This is a genomic window from Paenibacillus gansuensis (assembly GCF_042684925.1).
GTDB lineage: Bacteria > Bacillota > Bacilli > Paenibacillales > DY6 > Paenibacillus_N > Paenibacillus_N gansuensis.
The window spans coordinates 80,860-103,411 of the sequence record NZ_JBHUME010000005.1 but is presented as its reverse complement, the minus strand read 5'-3'; the positions used below and the strand labels follow the sequence as shown (position 1 = coordinate 103,411).

Annotated in this window: 20 protein-coding genes; 3 read left to right on the top strand and 17 right to left on the bottom strand. The window is 50.0% G+C overall.

The window, feature by feature from the left end; genetic code table 11:
- Positions 1–156 precede the first annotated feature (156 nt).
- Positions 157–1,287, bottom strand: a complete 1,131-nt coding sequence (locus tag ACFSUF_RS04440) for a glycoside hydrolase family 88 protein (RefSeq protein WP_377600539.1) — start codon at positions 1,285–1,287, stop codon at positions 157–159.
- Between the two features lie 115 nt (positions 1,288–1,402).
- Between ACFSUF_RS04440 and ACFSUF_RS04435 the strand changes: the two genes are divergently transcribed.
- Positions 1,403–2,275 (top strand): AraC family transcriptional regulator, encoded by an 873-nt coding sequence (locus tag ACFSUF_RS04435; protein ID WP_377600537.1) that lies wholly within the window; start codon positions 1,403–1,405, stop codon positions 2,273–2,275.
- Between the two features lie 7 nt (positions 2,276–2,282).
- On the opposite strand, the gene ACFSUF_RS04430 is transcribed toward ACFSUF_RS04435, so the two are convergent.
- The 14 genes from ACFSUF_RS04430 to ACFSUF_RS04365 all read right to left on the bottom strand — a co-directional run bounded on the left by ACFSUF_RS04430 (position 2,283) and on the right by ACFSUF_RS04365 (position 19,149).
- On the bottom strand, positions 2,283–3,056 hold the full coding sequence (locus ACFSUF_RS04430) for an SDR family NAD(P)-dependent oxidoreductase (RefSeq protein WP_377600535.1): 774 nt from the start codon (positions 3,054–3,056) through the stop codon (positions 2,283–2,285).
- A 42-nt stretch (positions 3,057–3,098) separates the two neighbouring features.
- Positions 3,099–4,301 (bottom strand): MFS transporter, encoded by a 1,203-nt coding sequence (locus ACFSUF_RS04425; RefSeq protein WP_377601722.1) that lies wholly within the window; start codon positions 4,299–4,301, stop codon positions 3,099–3,101.
- A 50-nt stretch (positions 4,302–4,351) separates the two neighbouring features.
- On the bottom strand, positions 4,352–5,017 hold the full coding sequence (locus ACFSUF_RS04420; protein WP_377600533.1) for a TetR/AcrR family transcriptional regulator: 666 nt from the start codon (positions 5,015–5,017) through the stop codon (positions 4,352–4,354).
- A gap of 1 nt (position 5,018) precedes the next feature.
- Positions 5,019–6,302, bottom strand: coding sequence for a glycosyltransferase (locus tag ACFSUF_RS04415; protein WP_377600532.1), 1,284 nt, complete (start codon positions 6,300–6,302; stop codon positions 5,019–5,021).
- Between the two features lie 15 nt (positions 6,303–6,317).
- Positions 6,318–6,590, bottom strand: coding sequence for a hypothetical protein (locus tag ACFSUF_RS04410; protein ID WP_377600530.1), 273 nt, complete (start codon positions 6,588–6,590; stop codon positions 6,318–6,320).
- Positions 6,591–6,920: 330 nt separating this feature from the next.
- Positions 6,921–7,397, bottom strand: coding sequence for a YqeG family HAD IIIA-type phosphatase (locus ACFSUF_RS04405; protein WP_377600528.1), 477 nt, complete (start codon positions 7,395–7,397; stop codon positions 6,921–6,923).
- Positions 7,398–7,485: 88 nt separating this feature from the next.
- Positions 7,486–8,439, bottom strand: coding sequence for an alpha-L-fucosidase (locus tag ACFSUF_RS04400; protein ID WP_377600526.1), 954 nt, complete (start codon positions 8,437–8,439; stop codon positions 7,486–7,488).
- Positions 8,440–8,486: 47 nt separating this feature from the next.
- Positions 8,487–10,229 (bottom strand): sensor histidine kinase, encoded by a 1,743-nt coding sequence (locus ACFSUF_RS04395; RefSeq protein WP_377600524.1) that lies wholly within the window; start codon positions 10,227–10,229, stop codon positions 8,487–8,489.
- Between the two features lie 73 nt (positions 10,230–10,302).
- Positions 10,303–11,181 (bottom strand): carbohydrate ABC transporter permease, encoded by an 879-nt coding sequence (locus ACFSUF_RS04390; protein ID WP_377600521.1) that lies wholly within the window; start codon positions 11,179–11,181, stop codon positions 10,303–10,305.
- Between the two features lie 12 nt (positions 11,182–11,193).
- Entirely contained in the window at positions 11,194–12,102 is a 909-nt protein-coding gene (locus ACFSUF_RS04385; RefSeq protein WP_377600519.1) for an ABC transporter permease, read from the bottom strand.
- 21 nt (positions 12,103–12,123) lie between these two features.
- The gene (locus ACFSUF_RS04380) at positions 12,124–13,827 is read right to left on the bottom strand and encodes an extracellular solute-binding protein (protein ID WP_377600518.1); all 1,704 of its coding nucleotides are present in this window, start codon (positions 13,825–13,827) and stop codon (positions 12,124–12,126) included.
- Positions 13,828–13,905: 78 nt separating this feature from the next.
- Positions 13,906–15,570: a response regulator gene (locus ACFSUF_RS04375; protein WP_377600516.1), complete on the bottom strand. Its 1,665-nt coding sequence runs from the start codon at positions 15,568–15,570 to the stop codon at positions 13,906–13,908.
- An 82-nt stretch (positions 15,571–15,652) separates the two neighbouring features.
- Positions 15,653–17,731: a glycoside hydrolase family 44 protein gene (locus ACFSUF_RS04370; protein WP_377600514.1), complete on the bottom strand. Its 2,079-nt coding sequence runs from the start codon at positions 17,729–17,731 to the stop codon at positions 15,653–15,655.
- Positions 17,732–17,955: 224 nt separating this feature from the next.
- On the bottom strand, positions 17,956–19,149 hold the full coding sequence (locus tag ACFSUF_RS04365; RefSeq protein WP_377600512.1) for a polysaccharide pyruvyl transferase family protein: 1,194 nt from the start codon (positions 19,147–19,149) through the stop codon (positions 17,956–17,958).
- Positions 19,150–19,431: 282 nt separating this feature from the next.
- Here ACFSUF_RS04365 and ACFSUF_RS04360 point away from each other — a divergent pair, with 282 nt between their 5' ends.
- Complete coding sequence (locus ACFSUF_RS04360; RefSeq protein ID WP_377600510.1) at positions 19,432–20,301, top strand: LysR family transcriptional regulator; 870 nt, start codon at positions 19,432–19,434, stop codon at positions 20,299–20,301.
- Between the two features lie 84 nt (positions 20,302–20,385).
- On the opposite strand, the gene ACFSUF_RS04355 is transcribed toward ACFSUF_RS04360, so the two are convergent.
- The gene (locus ACFSUF_RS04355; protein ID WP_377600508.1) at positions 20,386–21,123 is read right to left on the bottom strand and encodes an SDR family NAD(P)-dependent oxidoreductase; all 738 of its coding nucleotides are present in this window, start codon (positions 21,121–21,123) and stop codon (positions 20,386–20,388) included.
- 22 nt (positions 21,124–21,145) lie between these two features.
- Entirely contained in the window at positions 21,146–21,811 is a 666-nt protein-coding gene (wrbA, locus tag ACFSUF_RS04350; protein WP_377600506.1) for an NAD(P)H:quinone oxidoreductase, read from the bottom strand.
- Between the two features lie 265 nt (positions 21,812–22,076).
- Between wrbA and ACFSUF_RS04345 the strand changes: the two genes are divergently transcribed.
- Entirely contained in the window at positions 22,077–22,544 is a 468-nt protein-coding gene (locus ACFSUF_RS04345; RefSeq protein WP_377600505.1) for a MarR family winged helix-turn-helix transcriptional regulator, read from the top strand.
- Positions 22,545–22,552: the final 8 nt, after the last annotated feature.

Sequence of the window (22,552 nt, the reverse complement as noted above, 5' to 3'; positions counted from 1 at the left end):
GCACAAATGATGAAAAAGGACCCTGCAGCACCAGCCGCAATGGTCCTTTCATCATCTTAATTTCACTTGCTGCCGCATTCACCGGCGGCGATGTTCCGCACGCGGTACACAGATCCAAAGTCGGCACTGTTGGCGCAGATTTCTTAGCTGTTATTTCTATTTTCGGTCATACCAGTATCCCTTGATCCCCCGCTCCAGTCTCAGAAGCCCTTCCAAGTAATAATAGTCTCCCCAAATGACGTAATCATCCGGCGAATGTCCAAGTTTTACGCCGTACGATCCTCTGCGCAAAAAGCCTTGGGCGTTCGGATCCCGCTCCGCATAATACTTGTAAAGAGATTCTAACTGGCGGCGGGCCCCTTCGATCAAGCGTTCGCGGTCCGGATCTTCTTGGGGCAGATGTTCAGCCAGCTCCAGAATGCCGCAGGCTGTAATTGCGGATGCCGAAGAGTCCCGTTTCGTTTCCGGTGTAACCTCAACATCGAAGTCCCAATACACCACGCCGTCTTCCGGCAGCCGTTCAAGGAAATACAGGGCCAATTGTTTCGATGTCTCCAAAAAAGCCGGATCCCGCAAATAACGATAGGCTAAAGCGAAACCGTACACGCCCCACGCCTGCCCCCGGGTCCAAGTGGAGCCGTCCATCCACCCTTGGTGGGTCCCTCCGCGGATCGAGTCCCCGGTCTGTTGATCAAAGTAAAAGGTATGATAAGAACTGCCGTCTCCGCGGACAAGAAACCTCCGGCTCCTTTCGGTATGAATTTGCGCCCGCTTTCTGTATTTCTCATTTCCGGTATGTTCATAAGCCCAGTGCAGCAGAGGCATATTCATCAGGCAGTCGATGATGATCCTGCCGCCGTTGTCGGGGTCGTCCTCCGCACCCCATGCCTGAAAGATCTGCGTCCGTTCACGCCACCGCTCCATCAGCACATCCGCAGCTTGAACGGTAAGCTTCCGGGCAGGCTCATCGCGCTCGACAATCCATTGCGCTTTAGAAGAGAGCGAATACAAAAATCCGATGTCATGATGTCCTATGCCGATCCGGTTCTCCAGCCGATGCCGGAAGCTTTCTACCGTTTGCACTGCGGCATCGCGGAACCGAGTCTCCCCGGAATACTCGTAACTGAGCCAGAGAATACCGCTCCAAAAACCGTCCGTCCAATCCGTATTATCGTTCAATTGGTATGTACGGTCCCCGTCACTCACGTGAGGGAACCTGGTTCCGAACCGTTCGATATTTGCGCGTGTAATGGCCAGTGTGTGATCAATAGCCTCTTTCCATAGCATATTACTTCCCCTCCATCTGCGTTTCCGGAATGTAATTCCCCTTCATTATAGCTCTGATCCGATAGGAGCATGTTGTGCTATAATGTTGCTATCTTGCGATGGAGGAGCTGCTGTAGTGGCACATATCGAACCGATGGATCTGGGTTCCGATTCCTTTCTTTTCAGCTGCCGTACGGAAACCCGCGACCAGCACTGGAGAATGTTTCACGCTCATCAAGGGCTTGAATTTCTATATGTTCATGAGGGAGAGGGGACGGTAACCGTCAACGGCAGGGCCTACCCTTTGCATCCGGATAGGCTGTTCTGCTTTCAGCCGTTCCAGCTTCACAAAGTGGAAGTGCCGCCTAGAGACGGATTCACTTATATCCGCTCCAATCTGACGTTCGATCCGAGAATTGCCGAGAGGTATCTGGTGCCTTTTCCGAACCTGCAGGCCTTTTACCGGAAATTATGGAGAGGAAATCTGAAGCAGCCTTTTTTTGACTTGGGTACGGATCACAGTCTGCCGAATTTGCTGGAAAGCTACAACATCAGGCGGGGTACTGTCAACGCGAAAGCAACGGGGGAAGAAGACCGGGCACTGCTGCTCATTGCCATTCTGCGGCAACTGGAACAACACGCCTCCCTCCTGCCCGGGGCTGTCAGCGGATCCGCCCGGACGGAGTCCCCCCATATTCAGAAAATACAGGATTGGATCGAAGCCAATTTCCGCAGTCCCTTTGTGCTGGAAAGCTTGTCGAACGAATTATTTTTAAGCACCCATCATATTTGCCATCTCTATAAAAAACATACGGGACAGAAACTGACCGCCACCATTGCCGCCCGAAGAATACGGGAAGCCTGCATGCTGCTTGCCAATACGGATAAACCCGTAAGCGAAGTCGCCCGGGAGTGCGCTGGTTTGGACAGTTCGTATTTCTGCCAGTTTTTCAAAAAACATATGGGCGTCACGCCCCAGACTTACCGGGCCAGTGTGCGCAAGGCATAGGGTATCTCTACCGCACCCAATCCCGGATATCCGCTACCGGCTCCTCGCCGAACCGGTCATGCTCAAGCAGCTCAAGCAGCCTGCTTGCTGCCTCGTGCGGAATTAGCAGGCCGCCCGCCTCGTGCAGCTCGACAAATCTGGAACGGCTTGGGAACCGGTCGTCCTCTGTTTCGCGAATGAGTGCCTGCATCTGGGTATCCACCACACCGGGCGCTACCGAGGCCACTTTGGCTCCGTGGGGAAGCGCATCTTGTTCAAGCTTCACGCAGCGCGTGAAATGATCCAAACCCGCTTTAGCGGCACAATAAACGCTCCAGCCCGCATAAGGTTTGCGTCCGGCTCCGGAGGAGACTTGCAGAATCCGTTTGTCTGCCGCCAAGGCTTCGGTGAAGCGTAGGAACGATGAGGTTAGAGCCATCGGTGCAGTCAAATTGACTGCGATATGTGCTGCAGCATCTGCTGCGTCGTTTCGGTGGGCAGGGCCGATCGGATTCAGTACGCCCGCATTGTTGATGAGACGCAGCCCGGAGAAAGCCCCTGTATCGAAATTCCTAAAAATTTGTTGGAGCAGCTCATCAGCCGCTCCTCCCTCATTGGCCGCTTGACCGAGATCGGCCTGGTACCATGACAACGAGGCGCCGGACTTCAACGCAGCTTGCTCCAGCCTGTCACTGCGGGTACGTGCTATGCAGTGAAGTTCGTTCCCCTCTTCCAGCAGCTGCAGAGCTATCGCTTCGCCCAACCCCCGCGATGCTCCGGTAATCATGTACACTTTTGCCATAAACTTTACTCCTTCTCTATTCCGCATGACGGCGTACCGTCTTCATCCTGCTATTGTAACATTGTCTTTCTCCCGCTTAAATAGAGGGACAAGGAACACAACGCCTGCTGCATACAGCAGACTTGAGACTGCATATACAATCATCAGCGACAGATTTGCTTTCATAAAGCCGGAAGCCGACATGCCGACCACCATAAGTCCCGTTAGCATCGGGGTCATTACCCCGTTGACTCTTCCTGTGAACTCCTGGGTCGTGTTGCGCAGAATCAGCGTATTGATCCCGATGTGGATACAAGGAAAGAATAACCCTGAAACGGCTTGAAGCACTAAGGTCAGCGCAGGAATAGTAGACCAGCCTATGCCCCATGTCGTTACAACGCTGCTGATCAACCCCATGAACAACAGAGTCTGCGGCTTGAATTTTGCAGATAATTTCATAATGACTCCGCCGCCCAACAGCATAGCTGCACCGCTTGCCATCGTCATCCATTGGAGAAAGTCTTTGCCCATCCCCAATTGTTCCGTAGAAATGAAGATCATCATGGGCTGTACAAGCCCCGCCCCCAAGCCGACAAAACCAAACAACAGCGCCAGCCTTTTCAAAGCAGGGTTCGTCCAGACATAGCGGAGGCCTTTGCCCAGTTCTCTGGTAAATGCCTGCCGCCGCACCGGTACAGACTTGACCTCATCCGCAGGAAGAAACAGCAGCACTAAGGCGGAAGCCATAAACATAACCCCCATGACACCAATTGAAAACTCTACGCCGAACTTTTGATAGACAAACGTGCCGAGCATCGGGCCAATGATCAGGAACAAGGAAGCGATCGTCTGATACATCGCCATGACCTGCTGCAGCTGGTCTTCCTTAACATGCTGTTTCAACAGCTTCATCGCCGAAGGTTGGGAGAACTGGGACAAAACCGCTGAAACCAACGTTGCTAAAAACACCGTGTGCCACGAACCATACAGCAGAGCCAGCAGAACACCAAAGATGGAGACGCCGGATAAAATGTCGCACCAAACCATCGTCAGTTTAGGCTTCCAACGGTCAGCGAACGTGCCCCCAATGATGGAAAACAGGAAAATAGGCCCGTACTCCGCTGCCGAAATCAAAGAGACATAGTAAGGATTGTTATTAGAAATATCACTTACATATAACAATATGGCATAGTTCCTGGCCCAAATCCCCAGCTGAAGAAGAATATTGGACAGCAGGATCAGTCTTACGTACTTATTATGAAACAGCATGCTTAGACTGCCTCCTTTCGTGCAAAGTAGTCCTGTTACGTACGCGACTAAGGTTTTACGGCTCCCAGAATGGAACTCATAGCAATATAAAGGGTATTCATTAACCGTTGTATTTTCGGAGCAGGCATAAGATTGCGGGCGTAAACGGCATTTTGGGCCATGAGAGCATCATGCGTGATTCCATTGATCGCAGTCGCAATGAAAGCTATTGCCTCTTCCAGCGGTACAGCCGGCTGAAAACGGTTGGCATCGACTTGTACCTGAAGAAAGCGGATGAACTTCTTTTGCAAATAATCCAGAGTCGAAGCCTGCAGCAGCTGGCTGCTCACTTTCTCAAACCGTTCCGGTTCATTGGCATAGAATGCAATCAGCTCGTGGATGATTTTGCCGCTGCCGTTAACGGAAGTTTCGATAAAGGCTCCGACATAGTCCAGGAAATCGCGTAGAACTATCATAGGATCTTTGTCTTCCTCAAAAATGGCGTCAATTTCGCTTTTTACCTCGGACGTCAGCGAATTTTGACCCAGCAAAGCGGCGAACAGTTCATCGATATTCGAGAAATATTTATAGACCCCTCCTTGGCTCATGCCTGCTTCCAGTACAACATCCCTCATCGTAACGTGATATATAGGCTTTCTAGAAGCAACCCGTTTGGCAGCTTCCAAAATTTCCAGTTTCTTAAGCTCATAATGTTCTTCTTTGACTTTAGGCATGTTACTTCCCCTTCCTATGGTAAGTTTCAATGCAGTCAATGACTGCCTGTGCAGAGGCCTCCGCCCCCTGTTCGAATCGGATTCGGCTGCCCAGCGCCTGGGCTTTGGCTTTGACCTCATCCGTTTGCGTATGCCGGATGGCTTCCGCCAAATTTGATGAATTCAGCTGTTTTCGCGGAATCGCTTTGGCGCCTGCGCCGAGTTCATGCACTCTTTGTCCCCATGCAAACTGATCATTCGTGAAAGGAATGATCAGGCTCGGCACACCCGATCGAAGCCCCTCCGCCGTCGTTCCCGCGCCGCCGTGATGGACAACCGCAGCCATGCGGGGAAACAGCCAATCATGGGGAGCCCCGTCTATAAAGAGGATATCCTTGTCCAATTCATCCGGACGCTCCATCCCGCCCCAGCCCTTTGCGATTATGCCGCGCTGGCCGCTGCGCTTCAGCGCTTCGATGACGATGGCTGTCGTTTCCGAAGCCTGCGCTTGGCCCGAGATGCTCCCGAAACCTACGTACACCGGAGGCTTGCCTGCATCCAGAAAATCCTGAAGCTCTTGAGGCGGGTTGTAGCTCCGGTCCGGTTCCAAAAACCAGTATCCGTCACAATGCACATGCTCTGACCAATCGTCCGGCCGAGGGAACACGGAAGGGCTAAGCGAGATGAGCGTTGGGTGGGTTGCCGTGCGCTGTTTCGGGAACGGGTTGGAAAACTTCCGCGGAACCATGCCGAACTGGTTCTTCCAAAATTGTTTCACTTGACCGCCGGAAATCATCCAAAATCCCTGCTCAAAAATTCGATGCGTCAGTTTATTATACAGTTTCCCGAAGCTTGGGCGGTTATAGAACAGCAGATTCGGATAGGCTCGGGTTGGAGTCATGGGAAAGGGTGTCGCCAAGATGCTCGGGATTTTCAGCTCCTGTGCCGCAAAATAACCCAGTGTGGCACCCGGGTGATATACAATCGCATCCGCGCCAAGACATGCCTGGTACATATCCTGCTGCATTTCCAGAAATAACTGCTTAAACTCTTCCTTCTTCAGGCTTTTGAAAAACTTCAGAGGATTGTCGGCCTTTCCTGCGTCTTTAGCAAGTTCACTTTGAGCGATCTTATTTACATCTCCCCGGATGAGCGAATATTCAAGCCCGTACTGTTCCACGAAGTCCCTAAAGGACTCGGATGCCGCAATTCGTACGCGGTGGCCTTTCTTTTTCAAAGCCAGGCCAAGCGCAATGTAGGGCTGCGTGTCGCCGCGGGATCCGGTAGTAAGCATTGTGATTAACATGGATTTATGTCCTCCTTAGGATTTCTTTGATTTTCTTATGGCTTGAAAGGCAAACATTATGATGGCAATAACAAATAGTGCTGTAGTATAAGGCATGATCGTCTGCTGCAACTGCTCCACGTCTTTCATGGCTTCCGCGAAGGTGAACCCCCGTAATAGCTGAACGGCGATGTAGATTCCCCCAATTACCGCTCCTGCCAGCACCGGTGCTAGAACCGCCGCTGCCAGAGGAAGCAGGATCTGTTTCAAAGCATGTTTTCCGGATGTACCTCTTCCTGCTTTCTTCATCCTAACCTTCCTTTCGCAAATTTGCCGGTCCCTATTGAATAAAAACGACATTGTTGTCGTTTTGAATTGTAACACCCGGTATTTGATCTTGTCAATTAAAAATGACAATGGTGTCGTTTTAATTCATCATCCTGTATGAAGAAAATGAGATCATCCTCTTTCGAGGTCTTACGAAGAAGGGAGACCACCGTGTTCAGATGCAGGTTTATCCGCCAATAAAAAAGCCCGTTTTCGTTTATGAAACCTTATACTTTCTTATGTGGTCACAAAAAAACCTTGATCCGATACTTCGAATCAAGGTTTTTGCCGCTAGTAGCGTTATTATCCAAATTATCTGTTCAACAGCTTCACCAATGCCCATTTGGCCGCACCCAGCATCGGTGGACTTGTCCAGGGCGGAGATACGAAAATGGTGTACATACCAAGCCGGTTCCCGCCCCATAGATCCGTTAAGATGCCATTGCCGATCACCGCTGTCTGATATGCCTCCGTACCCAGAATGTCCAATGCTTTCAGAAATGGCGCCTTCCTTGGCTTACCGGCGCTAAACAGGATGGGAAAGAAGGTATTTAACACGTTAGCTTCATCAGACTGCTCGCTGTTCGTCACGATAATCACTTTCAGCTCATGATGGTCCGAAGCTCTCTTCAACCACGCCTGGAGTTGGATCGAGTAACTTCTGGAGCGTTTGTTTCGAACCGTATTATTCCAGTTTACTATCAGCCCTTTGATCCCCTTTTGTACGAGAACGTTGAGATCGATGTCTTCTAAGGATCGTTCCATTTGGGCAGGTTTCATTGCAGGCATCATTTTCCTCCAACCTTTGAATGTACAATTAACATATAATCTAACCCTGATTCGGGTGATTCATTCAAAAGCTGGAGATTTGATGATGTTATATTTTAGCCTGCTTTAACATCGCCCTGTGATACTCCGGAATTAACCCGTCACGGTTCGGCCCGACATTCAACAACAGGTTCCCCCCGTGTCTCCTTGCCTCACCATACCATTCGCGTATCGCGGCGACCCCGGGATGCGGATAGCTTCTTCCCGTCCAAAACCAATCCGGATTCAAGCTGGTGCAAAATTCGAGCGGCAGTCCATGTTCATCTCCGGAAGCCGGTGGAAGCATACACTCCTGTTCCTGCCATATATAATGAAAATGCTCCGCTGTCCTTACATCCACCGGCATGTAGCGGACTTGTCCCGGACGGTCACTGGAAGAGTTGTTGATTACAAGACATCCCGGCTGGAGCTCGTGAATCAGATGGTACAGGGATTCCCAGCGCCACCGTTCCCCGCGGTTGAACCCGCTGTCAGGCATCGTTTCCCACTCTGGTTGATACGGCCATTCCCTTGTCGGGTGTTCTTTATCCCATCCCCCATCAAACCAAAGCTCCACCAGATCCCCGTACTCTGTGAGCAGTTCTGTAATTTGGAGTTTCATGTAGCGGGCATACTTCTCGTCATCTTCATAGTCCGGATAATTACGGTCCCACAAGGAATAGTATAATCCGACTTGCAGCCCTGCCTTGCGGAACTCTTCTGCGAAAGCCCCCACGATGTCGATCCCCGCAGGAGAATGCCGGACGGAATAGTCCGTATGCTCACTTGGCCACAAGCAGAAGCCGTCATGATGTTTCGCCGTCAATACAGCATACTTCATACCTGCTTCAACAGCGGTCTGAGCCCATTGGGATACATCCAGATTCGCCGGAGCAAACATGCCTGCGGGGAAGGCCCCGCTACCCCATCCGGTTCCTTCAAATGTATTCGGCCCGAAATGGATAAACATCCCGTACCTTAGTTTCGACCATTCCATTCTAGCTTTCTGTATGTCAGTAAACATATCTTCACCCCTCAGCTGTTTGATTTCTGTTCCTTGCTCCATCCTTTTCACATGCCTGAAGCTCTAATTACTCCCGCTCCCCCGGATCCGGCATGAATCCGCACCTCTACTCTCATTCCCTCTTCCTCTTGATTTGCCGCCAAAACAATCCCCGAATCGGCGCCGTAATGGAGCCGCAGCCTTTGATGCGTATTGGAAAGCCCGCACCCGCCTTCTTCGCCCCGGTCTGTTTCTTGTATGCTCCTGTTCAGTTCCTCTAATCGCCTGACATCCATCCCCACTCCATCGTCCGAGACCGTGATCAGGACAGAATCTCCCTGTTGTCTGGCGCAAATCCGAATCCATCCCGGTGATTCTTTAGGCTCCAAGCCGTGGATGATCGCGTTCTCAACAATGGGCTGAAGACTGAGCCGCGGCAACGGGAATTCCAGTAAACGTTCCTCGACAACCAGTTCGTATCGCATCCGGGTCATTCTCATCTTCTGGATTTCCAAATAATTTTCTATAAATTCCACTTCTTCCTTCAAATTAGCCAGCGGCTTCTCGATCCTGGTTGTGTACCGGTAATAATCGCAAAGATTATGGGACATGGCTATGACAGCCTCCTCCCTTCCCAGCCGGGTCATTTGAATAATATGAGCAAAGCAGTTGTACAAAAAATGGGGATTAATCTGCGATTGAAGCTGTTTCACTTTAGCATCCCGCGACCGCAGCTTCTCTTCATACACGTGTTCTATAAGCTCTTGAATCTGCTCGGCCATCTCGTTAAAGCGTTTAAACAGGAAATCAAATTCCGTCTTCGCTTTACGCGCCACACGAATCGAATACCGTCCATCTTTGATCCCCTGCACTCCGGAAAGCAGCTGACGGATCGGCAGCTGGACATGACGGTACAGCAGCCATGCAGCCATTACACTGGTAGCCAGCAGCAGCCCGCCGAAGGAATAAAATAAAATGCGCTGCTTTTCAATAGGTGCCAGAAACTCTGCGGTAGGCAGGTAATCGACCAGATATCCGCCAAGCTTCGGAGAATGAATATAGGTGACCAGGTAAGTTTCTCCGCCGAACGTCATCGTGGTATACCCCCGTTCGTTCATAGCACCGGGATCAAGTCTTCGGGTAATCTCGGCAAGGTTCGCATTGCCGGAGCTGTTGGTGATCTCTACCCCGCCGGGAAAAAGCATGAACGGGTCACCGCTCCCTCCCTCTTGATACTGCTTGAGCATCGTTCTAATGTTCTCGATTGAAAAGCGGACTTCCATCACTACATTCGCTTTGCCCGGCTCTCCATTGGCTTTCAGGCTGTCTGTCAAATATCTCGTAAAATAGGATTGTTCCCCTGAACGAACCAGTTTCCACTGCTTCGGGTACTCCTTCCTGCCGCGTAAATCGGCCGGCGTGGCCGTGGAATCGCTTGATGCCGTCTGCCCTGTTGAGAGAACATACACCGCTATCCGGTTCTTCCACGAGCTTGCCAGGCTTTGGATGGCCAGCTTATTTTCCACGTCCAGCTTGGTTCTGGCTTTTGTATAGCCTTCAAAGCTGTAGCTGTTCACAAACTGGAGCACATCCCTGTCTTCCTTTAACGTAAGCAGGTTTCCCGACATTTTATCCGCATTCGTTTCCAGCTGGGTCAAAAAGAAAGTAAGTTTGTTTAAATTCGACTCCTTCAGCTGATTTTCCATCAGCATGACGGTCTGGCTGTTCAAATAGCCGAACAGCGTCAAAATCGGCACCAGCATACTAAACAGCAGCAGCACAATCCGCTTATAGATGTCCATCCTTCTCATTCGACCACCCCGTCCGATTGGTTATAGGCATATGTTACCAAACAACGGCGGGCTGGACGAGGGCCAGACCGGCCTATTCTTTGACGGAACCGAGTGTCAGTCCGTGAACAAAGTATTTTTGCAGGAAAGGATAAAGCGCAATGATGGGCAGCGATGCAATGAAAACCTGGGATGCTTTCAACGTGCGGTCTGAAATGCTTTTCAAGTCTTCGGGGGTGATTCCGAGCCGGGTCGCGTCCAGGTTTACCACAATCGATTGAAGAAAGGTGGCTAAAGGGTAATTCCGGTAATCCGTCATATACATCAGGGCATCGAACCAGGCGTTCCAATGACCGACTATGGAAAAAAGCGTTAATGTCGCAATAGATGGCAGCGATAAGGGAAGGTACATGCTGAACAGCGTGCGAAAATGTCCCGCCCCGTCCATCAAGGCCGCCTCTTCGAGTTCTTTCGGGATCCCCCGGAAAAAATTCAGCATCAGCACCAGACTGAACACCGATACCGCACCCGGCAGCACCAGCGCCCATATCTGGTTGAGCAGCCCAAGTTTATTAATAACAATGTAGGTAGGAATGATGCCCGCGTTGAACAGCATCGTAAACACAAAGAACCAGACGTAAGCGGTGCGGCCTTTGAACGCCCTGTCTTCCTTCGACAAGGCGTAGGCTGCCATCGTAATAAGCGTCATGGTCAGGACCGTCCCCAGCACAGTACGCAGCACACTAACCCAAATAGCATGTAGAAAATTAGGGTTATTCAGCGTTTTCTCGAAGGCTGCCGTAGTAAAGCCTACCGGCCAGAACCGGACCAGCCCCCCGCTGGCCGCCCAGCTGGAACTAAGGGAAACTGCAAGGATGTGAACCAGCGGCAGAATACAGGACAATGACACCACAACTAGGAAAAGCAAATTGATAGCGGAAAAGATCCGGTAGCCGGCGGTTTTGTGATACATCGATCTTCCTCCTCAGAAAATACGGTAGTTCGCATACCTGTGCGCCAGCCGGTACGTAACCAATACAAGAATGAAGCTGATAACGGACTTAAATACACCGACCGCCGCTGCGAAACTGAAATTGTTATCGATTAATCCGGTACGGTACACGAACGTGTCGATAATATCGCCCTTGCTCATAACCAGCGGATTCAACAGCATATAGACCTGTTCGAAATTCCCGTCCAGCACCCGCCCCAGCGACAGGGTGACCACCACAGCTGCAATCGGGAGCACAGACGGAATGGTAACGTGCAGCGTCTGCTGCATGCGGTTTGCACCGTCCATTTCTGCAGCTTCATATAATGCGGGATGCACCCCGGCGAGCGCGGCAAGATAGATAATGGCGGAAAATCCGAATTCTTTCCATGTATCGCTGACGACGAGTGTAAACCGGAACCAGTCCCCGTGACCCAAAAAATAGATTGGTTTGATCCCCAGTTCCCCCAGTATTTGATTCACAATTCCGTATTTTATGGACAGCATATCCAGTAAAATTCCGCCCAGGATGACCCAGGAGAGAAAATGGGGCAAATACACCAGTGTCTGGATCGAACGCTTCAGGAAATGAATCCGCACTTCATTTAGCAGTAAAGCAAAGACGAAAGGGACAATGAAGCCTACGACGATCTTCAAGCTGGCAATCAGCAGCGTATTCCATATAATCTGCTTGCTGTCCGGCATCTGGAACATGAACTTGAAATGATCCAGGCCGACCCAGGCTGATTTCGTAAAACCCAAGTAAGGCTTATAATCTTGAAAAGCCATAACCAGGCCCAACATCGGTGTGTAATTGAACAAAAGGACAAGCACTACAGAAGGAAGGACTAGAAGGTGCAAAGGCCAAGTCCTTCTCCAATTCCACCCGCTTCTACTATTCATGGCTTTTCCACCTGCCGTTTCTTATTGACCGCCCGCCGACTTCCACCATTCGTTGACTTCCGCGGTGATCTGATCTCCGCCATTGGATTTCCAGTCTTTCACGAATTGGTCGAACACATCAAGGGGGGCGGTGCCGTATATGATCTTGTTGAACGTTTCCAGCTCCATCTTATCCAGGAAGCTCAGCTTGGATTCCATGGTTGCCGTAGGCGGTGCCGTAAACAGATTCGGGCTTGCATACTTGCGTTGTTCGTAAGCGATTTTATACGCTGCATTGTACACCATGCCTTTGGAGGCTGCCTTCTGATCATAAGGCGTTTCCACAATCCCTTTCAGTGCGCGCAGCTTCGGATTCTTCTCGTCCGGCACTACACCCGGAGGAACTTCTTCGAAGCCGCCGCCTGATAAGGAATAATCGAAAGGTTTAGGAATGCGGCGCCCGTCGGGGAAGTCCTTCTCATCAATACTTGGCTTGCCGTCCACCATGACATAATCGTAACCCTCGAAAGCACCGTATTTAAATTCAGATGTTTCGTCATACAGCGATGGGCCGTACAGATGATCCATGTACAAGAAGAAAGCATCCATATGGTGAAAGTCTTTGTTGAACAAAATCCAGCGGTTGACCGAGTCGCTGCCGCGGATTCCGCGTTTACCGTCCGGTCCGGCCGGCACCGGATAAGCTTTCATTACTGCTTTCGGGTCGTTCTTGTATAATTCATTCAACGGCCAATCCGGCATCCAAAACGCCCCAAACAAAATTCCCGACTTTCCTTGAATGAAACTTTCCGTTGCTTTAATCTCATCGTAAGTTGCCGCTTCCGGATCGATGTAGCCTTTTTTATACCACTCTGCGAGCTTCGACAGCCCTTGCTTTACTGACGGCTGGATTGAACCGTATTCCAGGCTTCCGTCCGCAGCTTTTCCCCATTGCGAAGGGTAAGCATTGCCGTAAGCGCCGAAGATGAAACTGCCTTCCGTCATCCAGGTCGTCACCCGGCTTTTCAGGGAAATGGACATTCCGATCGTATCCTTCGCGCCGTTCCCGTCCGGATCCTGATTTACAAACGCGTCCATCACTTTCTCGTAATCTTCGATCGTCTCCGGAGCCTTCAAGCCCAGCTTATCGAGCCAATCCTGACGGACCCACATGACGGAGTCGAGGTTGATACCTTCAGTCATCGTCGGCAGAGCCATATATTTTCCGTCTTTGGATACGCTGTTCCACACGCTGGCATTTGATTCATACAGCTTCTGAATCCGCTCGCTTGCGTATGTTCTGAAATCCTCTTTAATGTCCTTAAAGAGGCCGGATTCCATCAGCATGTTGGCCGTCATTTTGTTCGTTGTTGCGACTACGTCGGGCATTTTGTCACCTGCCGACAGCGTCAGCTTCAGCTTCTGGTCGTATCCTTCGTTCTCCGAGGCAACCACCCACAACGGTTTTACATCGATCCCGAGCTTCTCCCGGCCCCAGCGGATCATGACATTGTCTTCCGCACTCTCGCCTTCTTTAAATTTCGTATCGGAACCAACAGAGAAGGCCGTCGTTATGGTGATTGGAGGTTCGAATTTCCCGTTTACCAGCTTGGACTCCGTCTTTCCCTTGTTCCCATCCGCCTGCGAGTTCCCTGGATCGGAATTACCGCTGCATCCGGCTGCGAACGCGAGACAGGCAACCATACAGACAATCCATTTCCAGGCATGTCGATTTCCGGTTTTCAAAAAGCAGTCCCCCTAGTATTCGATTGGTTTACAAGTTTAAGTGTAGAAGGTATGTAAGCCGTTTCAAATAGAAATGATTTATGGATCATGAAACAATATTGGCATAGCTTTCTGCACTTCCCTGTACTCCTGCGGCGTCATCTGATAATACTTGCGGAATATTTTGATAAAATAATTGGCGTTTACATACCCGACCCGGATCCCGATTTCATAAATCCGATCATTAGTGTGCTGCAGCAGGAACGCCGCTTTTTCCATTCGAAGCCTGTACATATACTCGCTTAACCCTTCCCCTGTTTCCGCCTTATATACTTTGGAAAGATGAGTCGGATGCATGTAGACATGATCCGCAATCGACTGAAGTGAAATCGAGTCGGCCAAATGCTTCTCAACGTAACACTGAACCTGACGGATCAGTATCATACGCCGGTCCCTGTATTCTTCTGCTGTGCTGTTCCGGAAACAAGAGAGAACCGTCAGCGCCCATTCCCTCAGAGCCGCGACAGTGCGTATCGATGCATTCTCGAATCCTTGCATCAAACTGGGCTGCACTAGTTCACTAAAGGTCCGTCCCGTCTTATGGGCCATATGCAAAAAGGCGCCTGCCATAGCGAAATAAGCCTCCTGAAGATGCTCCGGCGAATGCTTGGGCGCTGCCGCTAACTCCTCCAGAACGGAGAAGATCTTCGTCTCTGCCTCGTCCCAACGGCTCATCTCTACCAAGTGCAGCAGCAGGGGAGGTTCATATAAGCTTTGCAGTGTTGCCACATTTCTGGCGGGCAGAGGCTCCTCCACCTTCACCAAAAATTGGTCATCCTCCCCTGTCGTACGTCTCAGCTGGCTGAGCGCTTCCTGATAAACAGCGCTTAACCGGGATGGGAAACGCTCCCATTTGCCCAGGCAGAAAGACACCTTTCCTTTCAAAAAATGCCGGATATGATGATACATTTGCGATATCATGCGATCCAGCTGCTGATTTACCTGCTTTTCATCAGTGAATCCATCCTCAGGAGCCGGTCCCCTTCTGCTGCGGATCAAGAAAATCAGGTGGCCATGATGATCCCGACAGGACCAGGACATGAAATGTTCCCCCAGCACTTCCTGTACAATATTCTCAACAGCATATTCCATCAGGGACAACCCTGCAGAATCATAGGCTGCAAAATCGTCTTCCATCCGCAGCAGCATCATGCTGTAAAGATCATCTGCCCGAAAGGGCAGTTCCAGAAGCCCCAGTTCCTTTTCCAGCTGCGCGGAATCATACTTCCGTCCTTGAAGAAGCTGGGCCAGCAGTCTTCCGCGGAGCAGAGGAAGATTCGCCCTCAGCGCTTGAAGAGCCTGTTGATGGGAGAGAATTTCTTTCCATTCGCTCGTCAGCTCTTCCGTAATCCTCCCAACGGTAAGCATCAGTTCCCGCTCCCGCACCGGCTTCAGCAAATAGTCCGCCGCTTTGCTTTGTACCGCCTGTTTGGCATAATCGAATTCGGAATAGCCCGTAAGCAGGACTACCCTTGTTCTGGACCATTGATTCCGGATTTCCTGCAGCAGCTCCAACCCGGACATGCCTGGCATACGGATATCCGTTATCACTATATCGATCGGTACCGCATCCATCCATTCCAGCGCTTTTTTGGCCGAATAAGCTTTATAGACTGCCTTGATTCCGATCTCTTCCCAGGGAACAGCCTCGGCTAAACCATCGGCAAGCTGTTCTTCATCGTCTACGATCAAAAGCTGATACATATGGTTTCCCCGCTTTCTAAGTCATGACGCAGGCGCTCATCGGTTGAAAGCCCTTGACGATGTCCGCCAAGGGCCTTCTCTATTACCAGCTGATACTGTCTAGATATATGCTTCCGTTCCATGAAGCGGATGTTTTCAGTTCCAAGCCGATTACATTAATTGGGGAAGGCGCATTGGACGGAATGGTCAGCGTGATCGTGTTCCATGCGTTTTTGGTTAGGGATGAGTATCCCGTCCAGGCGCCATACCAGCTCCAATTGCCATCCTGAACATAGGGCTGCACCGACTCGATGCCGGCACCGGAAGGAACCCATACCCGGAAGGATACCGTCTTCCCGGCTGTAAGTCCGGAAGGGCTGTCTTTTCTCGCATAGTAGTAGCCGTTTCCGTTCACGCTCAACTGGAGGGAAGAACTCCCTGCGTATTTTTGGGCCGTACTCGCAGCTACTGTGGCACCGCCGGCTGCATAGAAGCCTTGCAGCTGACCGCTCTCAAAGTTAAACTGCGCACTGTCAATGTTTCCGCTTCCCGAAGCGGTCAATACGAAATGATATGCCGACATAGCAGGGATGGAGTAAGTAAAGCTGTTACCCGTTATGCCCGATACGGATGCCTTTTGTGTGATACTTGCACTGCTGCCGTCAAACCCGTACACCTGGCCGCTGGTAAAGTTCGAAGGGCTTGTAATGTTAAAAGCAGCGTTCATACTGTCATTTGCGCTTTTGTTGATGGCGATCACATGCAGTTTCCCGTCATTTCCCTGGAACACAGAGCTGTACACGGAGCTGTTCGCAGTATCATTCGTATTGGATTTCACTTTCGTATCCCCGAAGGTCCCGTTGCTGCCGTTATAATTGCGGTACAGCTTGAACGCTGCATTTACATAGCTGGAATCTGACTCGGACGCCCAAAAATTCGCTCCCCATACCCCATATCGTCCAAAGATACCTAGTGTATCAGCTGCCGCAATTCCTCCGGAAATATGGCTTTCTCCGCCAAAGCTCCATTCGGTAAATGCAAGTTTCGTTCCCGGATTATTCGCATTGATCGAATCGTATACTTTCGGAATGACCGGAAGAAAAGCCGAATGGTTTTGGGCAATCCAGCTGTTCTCGCTGTAATTGGAATCCCACAACGTCCTCGGTGCCTGAACGCGGGCCGCCTGCGTTTCGGCCGTCCCGGCTCCGCCGTTCCAAACTACGCGCTGACCGCCGCCTTGCGCTTCGGAATAGTAATGAAGGCCCAGTACATCTACAAGACGCCTTCCGTCCGCATCCGAAGCGTTCTTCATTTCCTTCAGGAAGTAATCGATAAACCAGCTGTGGCTTCCTTTAACGGAATTCCAGTCAGGCGCGCCCTGCAGGTTTAAATATTCGCCGTAACCGTACATTTCGCCTCCGATCACGAGGGCTGACGGATCCCTGTCTTTTACGACCTTAGCCAAATCAACCGATTTATTCTTTACTTCGACCGCTCCTGCTTTAGCCGGGTGAATGCGAGGATGCGTCTCCGCCCACAATCCCGGCTCATTATCCAGCAGATAAGCCATAATGCCGTTGCTTGTAGAAGCGCTTCCATATTGATCGACAAGATAATCGACAAATTCGTCCATGTATACTTTATTGTCTGAAGTGTTAGGAGGATAACTCAGCGTGCTTCCTTTGCGGTTCGCAACTTCCACCCATCGGGAAGACGGCGCCTGTTCCGTTGTAGACACCACCCCGTTCTTGTCTTTAGACACGTATCCCGCCATCTGAAGGGTAACCGCACTCTTGGTACCTTCCGCTATCCGCTGGTCCTGAAACTTCGTCACCGACCTGCCTGCCGTATTGCATTCCGTGGACGTGAGGCTCTCGCAAAGCAAATCATCGCTGGAGTGCAAATAATCGGAGCCTGCGTTGGACGCATTGTTCTCCCAGTTGTACCCGGTCATGCGGTTTCCGCCTTGACGGACGAAACTGAAATTCTCTCCGCCGCCCAAGCTCATATTTGTGCCATAAATGTAAGGACTTATCGCTGACCGTTCCTGTGTCGTATCGATGGTGAACGTTGTGTTGAACGCGGCGTTCGCTTTCGGTAACGCGCTGAAAGGCTGTATAAGCAGAACTGCAGCAAATGCAATGGATCCTGCTTTTTTCCAATGGGCCAGGCTTTTTTTCATATCATTGCCTCCTCTTCAACTTTGGTATCTTTGTAGTCAACAATACGCTGAAGCTAACCTCCTTTCCTCTTGAAATTCTCCTTGCACTATTAGCGTAAATGATCGCCACCCGCCGCTAAATAGAAATAATTGGAGATGGATGATATTTTGTTGTTGTTTTTTCTGGAAATTAGAAGTTGTAACCATAGAAAAAAGGCGCACCCCTAAGGATGCACCTTTAAAGTCTATTTGTTAAGTTCATTCTCCAACACAGCCGCCATGTTTTTGTGCAGCTCTTCCACCCGCTCCTTTGCAGCTAAAGCTTTCCGTCGTGCTTCGGTATTGTTAATAGCAAGATCCAGCACCGCAGGGACGACAGCTCTTCTCTCTGCCTCTTGATCCAAATCGAAGAGCCACTCCTCAAGACCAATGTCCTTCCACATGTATCCTTTGGTCGATTGTTCCATCCACCTGCATACGATAGCCGGTATTCCGTTTCCTATGCACATAATTGGGGAATGCATTTCACTTCCGAATAATCCGGCAGAGCGCACGTACACGCTAAGAGCTTCATCCGTAAGCCAAAAGTTTTCCCGCCAAACGACGCGCTGCCTAACATCTTCCGGCAGTCTGTCCCAAAGCATTTCCTTCGTCAATTCCATTTGGGTCATATCTTCGGGACAAATCAACACTTTGAAAGAGGTTTGCCTTGTGACCTCAATAATCGCCTGCCGGAGATCCTCATGGTCCTGCTCCTTCATTGCTTCATTCCTAGCGTGTTTTTCTTCACTGAAAGGAACATCTTTCACTTTCCAGAAAGGAGTATACCTGTTTCGTGTGATACAGCAAAGAAATTCCCCTTCCTCCAAGCCGTTATCAGCCAAAAAAGCCTGCGCTCTCAGCTCATCTCTTAGATCAACGGCGAAAGCGGCGTCAGGTCCGAATTCCATCAGCGGACTTGTGATACCGTCGCTTTTCGCTTGTTCCAGAGAAACGGAATCTCTGAAATAAATAAAAGCGGCCTCCGATAAAATCTGCCTCACTTCAGGCCAGTTCGATTCGTTGTAGCCTCCATAGGTGATACCGAACACGCCGAACGGCTTCCCCAAGTGTTTCGTATAAGCGAGCACATCCTCATGGGCTACCAGCAGCGGTCCGGAACCATGCAGCAGGAAATCACTTTGATCCAACGCCTGTTGAAGCTCCGGATTTTCTGCTCTACCATCCATTCCAATGCGTCCCTTCACGGCTTGAAGATTGGGAAACCTTTTACGGATCATAGCTAATGCTTCTTCTGTAAAATCATCCGAAGCCCATAAAATTACTTCTGCTTCAGGTATGTAATTTTCCAGCAGCGTCAACACACCCGGGGTATGCGCAATATCACCGATATTTACGATTTGCCAGGAAGAACGAAGTAGAATCGTCTTCTTTTTCATAACTGATCTCTCCTCTATAAAATAACTGTAAAATTACCTTCCTTACTTTATAGGGATGACCACTTTCCTACAATAAGACTTTTTTGGCTGCGAATACTGGGGCGGCTCTATACTCATACTCCACAGCAAAGCCGAAGCCTCACCTTCATATATAAAGAAGGCGAAGCTTCGGCTTACAAAAGCCAATATTCGTTTTTCAACTAATATGTGTCCGTATTTCTTCCTGGTTTCCTTATCATGTATAATTCAAATTATCTTATCCCACATACAGAGGAGCTCTATATGGATATTCAATTGCTAAAAGTATTTTTCACTACAGCTCAGGAAGGCAGTATATCTAAGGCGGCTCAAACATTAAATTTTGCCCAGTCCAACGTCACCCATAAAATTCAACAGCTGGAGGCCGATTTGGGAACCCAGCTGTTTTACCGGCATAACCGGGGTATTACGCTGACTCCTTCAGGTCAAATTCTGGTTTCGTATGCAGAGAAGATCCTGCACGTTATAAGGGAAGCCAGACAAGCTGTAGGAAATTCCACCATTCCCTCAGGGCCGCTTCGTTTAGGGGCTATAGAAACTACTGCTGCCGTTCGGCTGCCTACACTGCTTTCCAAGTATCATGCCCAATATCCGTCGGTCGATATTTCTTTACTTACCGCTTATACCGAGCAGAATCTTCATGCCGTCCTTCATTATGAACTGAGCGGAGCCTTCGTAGCAGGTCCCGTTGAACATCCCGATTTGGTTCAAGAGAAGGTGATTGATGAGGAATTGGTTCTTGTCACCTCTGCCGACCATCCGCCCATCGATTCGACCCATGACGTGCAGCCGTGCACTCTGCTGGTATTCCATTCAGGCTGTTCCTTCAGGGCTAGACTGTATCAATTACTTCAGGAAGATGGAATCGTGCCCGTCAAGCAAATGGAATTCGAATCGTTTGAAACGGTTATCGGATGTGTCAGCGCCGGACTCGGCATCTCTCTATTGCCCCGCTCCATCGTAGAGGAAGCGGAGCAGCAAGGCCGCATCCGCTGTCATACGATTCCCGGCAAGCATTCGGTCTTCACAACGGTGTTCATCAGGCGCAAAGACACGCTAATGACTCCTGCTTTGTCCGCCTTCTTATTGGAGATGCGGGCCCATTTCAGCTGAAGTGCGATGTGCTCCGTTAAAATCATGTTGATATCATTGTTTTCGACAAGCTGTTTGCGATACTCCAGCACCGGCAGCTTATGGTCAGTGACCGGCGTTCTGTCCACCGTCAACATGAAGGATTTCACCTGTTACAAAGTTCGCTGAATCCAGGTATACGACAGCTTCGACGATTTCGTGTTCCTCACCCATGCGTCCCATAGGATGCAGTTTAGCCAGCGTCTCGTGCGCTTCAACAGGGTGCATAGGTGTTTTAATGACGCCTGGCGAAATGGCATTCACTCGAACACCCCGGGAAGCATATTCAATGGCTAACGATTTGGTTGCAGCCTGCAGTCCGCCCTTCGTCAAGGAAGCAAGAACAGAAGGAACGTCAACAGACGGTTGATCGACCAGGCTTGTCGTGATGTTGACGATATGTCCTTTGCCTTGTTGAAGCATCACTGCCGCCGCGCTTTGGGTAACGTGGAAGAACCCGACGACATTCGTGGATAAATATCGGGTAAAATCTTCTTGCGTATACTCCGTAAACGGCTTGGACATGAAGATGCCGGCATTGTTAATCAGCGTATCAATCCGGCCATAGGCAGCGATACCTTCTTCAATTAGCCGCTGTGCGACGTTAGGATCCGCAATGTCACCGGCAAGATAACGAACGTGTTTTCCTGTGGCGTCAATTTCCTTTGCCGCTTCAACTAACGCTTCTTCCCGGCGTCCATTGATGACGACATTAGCTCCCCGTTTCACATACTCAATCGCCATTGCTTTCCCAAGACCGCTGCTGCCGCCCGTGATCACAACTACTTTCCCCTGAATAGTCAAGTCCCCGTTCACCTTTCGAATGTTAGGATTGTCCCGCTTCGTTCTTCACCGCTTTAGCAATCGTTACCGTACGTTTTGCTTGATGTTCAGCAGCTGCCTGCACGTCTTCCTTCATCGCTCCGTTTTGATCCACACTTACGCTTGTCCCGTATGGATTCCCGCCGGCAACAAATACCGAAGGATCCGTAAATCCAGGAGCTGCTACAATCGCACCCCAGTGGTACATCGATGTGTACAGCTGAAGAATGGTTTGTTCCTGTCCTGCGTTAGGATTCTGTGCGGAAGTCATAGCGCTCACGACTTTATTTACGGTTTTGCCTTGGAACCAAAGACCGCCGGTTGTATCGAGGAACTGCTTCATCTGAGCCGGAAGGTTCCCAAACCGGGTAGGCATACTGAAGATGATCGCATCCGCCCATTCGATATCCTCCAAAGATACAGTTGGGACACTTTTGGTTTCTTCCAGATGCGCCTTCCAGGCGGGATTACTGTCAATGGCAGCTTGCGGCGCAGTTTCCGTAACTTTGAAGACTTTTACCTCTGCTCCGGCTTGACGTCCGCCTTCTGCTGCCCATTGAGCCAATTGATAGTTCGTTCCAGTGGAGCTGTAATAGATCACTGCTAAATTCACTTTGGATGTCGGCATTTCGGTAATCTCCTTTTTAAATAGGTTTTTAAATAAACTCATGCATATCTCTCCTGACAAGTTTAGTCATTGCACTTCCATTTTTCCCACACAGCAATCATTGTATGAGAATCCGCATAAATATCTCCCAACTTCACCCCCCGAGTCTACCTACCAGTAGATAAATTGTATAATGTAGCAGCCCATGTGCATGTTTTCTTGTTGGAAAGTTCTCAAATATGTCAGAGGGCTTGGATCTTAACCATTGAAGTTCTTACAGAAGTAGAATATCCTTTGTATAGGATATATAGATAAGGGTGGTTGAACAATGGCAGAACGCAATGCGGAGGGGCAAGCTCTAGATCTAAGAGTGGTACGCGTCATTAGAAACATGTCGAATGCACTGTTCGGGAGTTTAAAACGCGATATCGACTCTTATGGCCTCAGTACGGAAACCTTCCAAATTCTTGAGTTTCTTTACAATAGAGGTCCGCACCCCATTCAAAAAATAAGTGATACATTCTCCATTCCAAACGGAAGCATCACTTATGTGGTAGATAAATTGGAGAAAAAAGGGTACGTAGAACGGCTGTCCATCCCAGGGGACCGGCGCAAAACGAATGTGGCATTGACAGAGGAAGGCCGCAGCTATTTTCATCAGATCTTTCCTAAGCATGTTCAGACGATTTGCGATAATTTGTCCTACATCACAGATGAGGAGAAACTCGAACTGATTAGGCTTCTTAAGAAACTTGGGTATGGCATCGAACACGGAAACGGGCCGGATTCTCTTTAAGCCGGCCA